This is a genomic window from Paraburkholderia madseniana (assembly GCF_009690905.1).
GTDB lineage: Bacteria > Pseudomonadota > Gammaproteobacteria > Burkholderiales > Burkholderiaceae > Paraburkholderia > Paraburkholderia madseniana.
Genome location: NZ_VOSW01000244.1, coordinates 1 through 2,443, shown reverse-complemented (window position 1 = coordinate 2,443; position 2,443 = coordinate 1). Strand labels below are relative to the sequence as shown.

Annotated in this window: 2 protein-coding genes; one reads left to right on the top strand and one right to left on the bottom strand. The window is 62.1% G+C overall.

Annotated features, from left to right (window positions below; genetic code table 11):
• Positions 1 to 159: 159 nt before the first annotated feature.
• A complete protein-coding gene (locus FSO04_RS45525; protein ID WP_154567973.1) occupies positions 160 to 912 on the top strand; it encodes an AraC family transcriptional regulator in 753 nt (250 codons plus the stop codon).
• A gap of 41 nt (positions 913 to 953) precedes the next feature.
• On the opposite strand, the gene FSO04_RS45520 is transcribed toward FSO04_RS45525, so the two are convergent.
• The coding region (locus tag FSO04_RS45520) for a DHA2 family efflux MFS transporter permease subunit (protein WP_154567972.1) at positions 954 to 2,443 on the bottom strand (1,490 nt) is incomplete at its 5' end.

Genomic DNA, 2,443 nt, shown 5'->3' with positions numbered 1-2,443 from the left:
GTCGTGACAGGCGACCCGCCGGCCGGCCGTGGATAACCTGTCACGCTCTCGAATGGGAGATAACTGACAGAAAGATGGATCGCGAAAAGGGCTTGACTTCCATTGCCCCATAGAAGTCTTACTGTGTTTCTTACAGTAACCGGGTAAAACAGACATTTCATGACGCAAGCCTTCGATCCGGACGGCGTCGCGCGTCCGGTATTCGTGGTCGATGAGCGTTACAACGTGCTGGACGAACCGTGGCGCGCCTACCGTCGCGCGCGGCTGATCCACGTGAGCGCCGGCGTGCTGACCGTGCGCACCGAAACCTCACGATGGGTCGTGCCAACGGGGCACGCGCTCTGGCTGATGGCGAACGTGCAGCATTACCTGTCGGCCGCCGAGCCGGTGCAACTCCATTCGCTGTATGCCGATGCGGACGCTGCGCCGCTACCCGCGCAAAGCGTTGCCCTGGCGCTCGACCCTCTGGCGGAAGCTTTGCTGGGTGCCGCAGCAGAACTACCGTACGACAAACCGTTCGACGAACTCGCCGAGCGTCTTCTGCAAGTCTTGCTGGACCGCCTGTCGGGGTTGCCCACGGCCCCTCTGGCGTTGCACTGGCCACAAGATCCACGGATCCAGCGGATCGCCGAAGCGCTGAGCGCTAACCCGGCGGAACCGGCGGTGCTCGACGATCTGGCCCGGGCCGCCGGCGTAACCGCTCGCACGGCGGCACGCCTTTTCGTCAAGGAGACCGGGCAGACCTTCGGCCAGTGGCGGCAGCAACTGCGATTGCTGGTGGCACTGGAGCACCTCGGCGCCGGGGCGAGCGTCACGCAGGTGGCGCTCGAAGTTGGCTACAACGACGTGTCCTCGTTTATTGCGGTGTTCCGCGATGCCTTCGGCGACACGCCCGCCCGCTATTTCCGCTGACTCCGTTAACTCCGTTGAGGCAGCGCCGAAAAACACCGCGATCAGTGCGCGCCCGACGCGGCGGCTCCGCCGCCGCCCTTGGCCGGTTTCGTAATCCAGATCAGCGGAATGATCAGAATGAAAATGATCGCCGACACAAAGAAGATGTCGTTCAGGCCCATCATCGCGGCCTGAGTATTCACCGTGAAATCGAACAGCGCGTGCGACGATTGCGTATTCAGATGCAGCAACGACTGTGTCGAATCGATTTGCTGGTTAAACAGCGGGTTGTTCACCGTAGCCTGCTCGGTAAGCCGTTCATGGTGCAGCACCGTGCGGTTGTTCCACTCGTTGCCGGCGATCGAGGTGCCCACCGCGCCGCAAAACACCCGCGCGAAATTCGACAGGCCGGCGGCCGCCGGAATCTTGTTCGGCGGCTGGCCGGACAGAATGATCGCCGTCAGCGGCACGAAGAACAGCGCCATCGGAATGCCTTGCAGCAGCGTGGGGAGAACGAGGTGCCACGTGTCGATTTCGATCACGTACTTCGAGCGCATATAAAACACGATCGCAAAGCCGATAAATGCGAGCGTGGCGATGATGCGCGCATCCGAGCGCGGCAGCACGCGGCCCATCACCGGCGCGAGCAGCACCGCGAAGACGCCGAGCGGCGCGGTGACGAGGCCGGCATCCACGGAACGATAGTTCAGATACTCCTGCATCCATTGCGGCAGCAGCACCAGGTTGCCGAAAAACACGCCGTATGCCACTGAAATTGCAATCGTGCCGCCGAGAAAATTGCGCTGCTGGAACAACCGTAAATCGACGATCGGGTTTTCTTCAGTCAATTCCCACACAAGGAAAAACGCGAAACTGATCACCGCGGTGATGCCGAGAATCACGATCACCGGCGACGAAAACCAGTCGAGGTCCTTGCCCTTGTCGAGCATGATCTGCAGCGACGCGACCCATGTAACCAGCAGGCCGAGTCCGACCACGTCGATGGGTGGCTTGCGGGTTGCCGACTCGCGGGTGCGATAGATCATCCACGTCACGCCGGCGGCGAAAATGCCGACCGGAATGTTGATGTAGAAGATCCACGACCAACTGTAGCTATCCGTGATCCAGCCGCCGAGCGCGGGGCCGGCAATCGGGCCGACAGTGGCCGTCATGGCCCATAGCGCGAGCGCGGTCGACGATTTCTCCTTGGGATACGAGCCGAGCAGAATCGCTTGCGAGAGCGGGATCAGCGGCCCGGCCACCGCGCCCTGGAACACCCGGGCGACCAGCAGGATCGGCAGCGTGGGCGCAATGCCGCACAACCACGAAGCCAGCACGAACATCAGAATCGCGCCGACGAACAGCTTGACCTGGCCGATGCGTTGCGTGAGCCAGCCGGTCAGCGGAATCGAGACGGCATTGGCCGCGGCGAACACCGTGATGACCCACGTGCCTTCATCGACCGAGACGCCGAGATTGCCCGAAATGGTTGGGATCGCAACGTTTGCAATCGACGTGTCGAGCACGTTCATGAAAGGGGCGAGCGCAACGG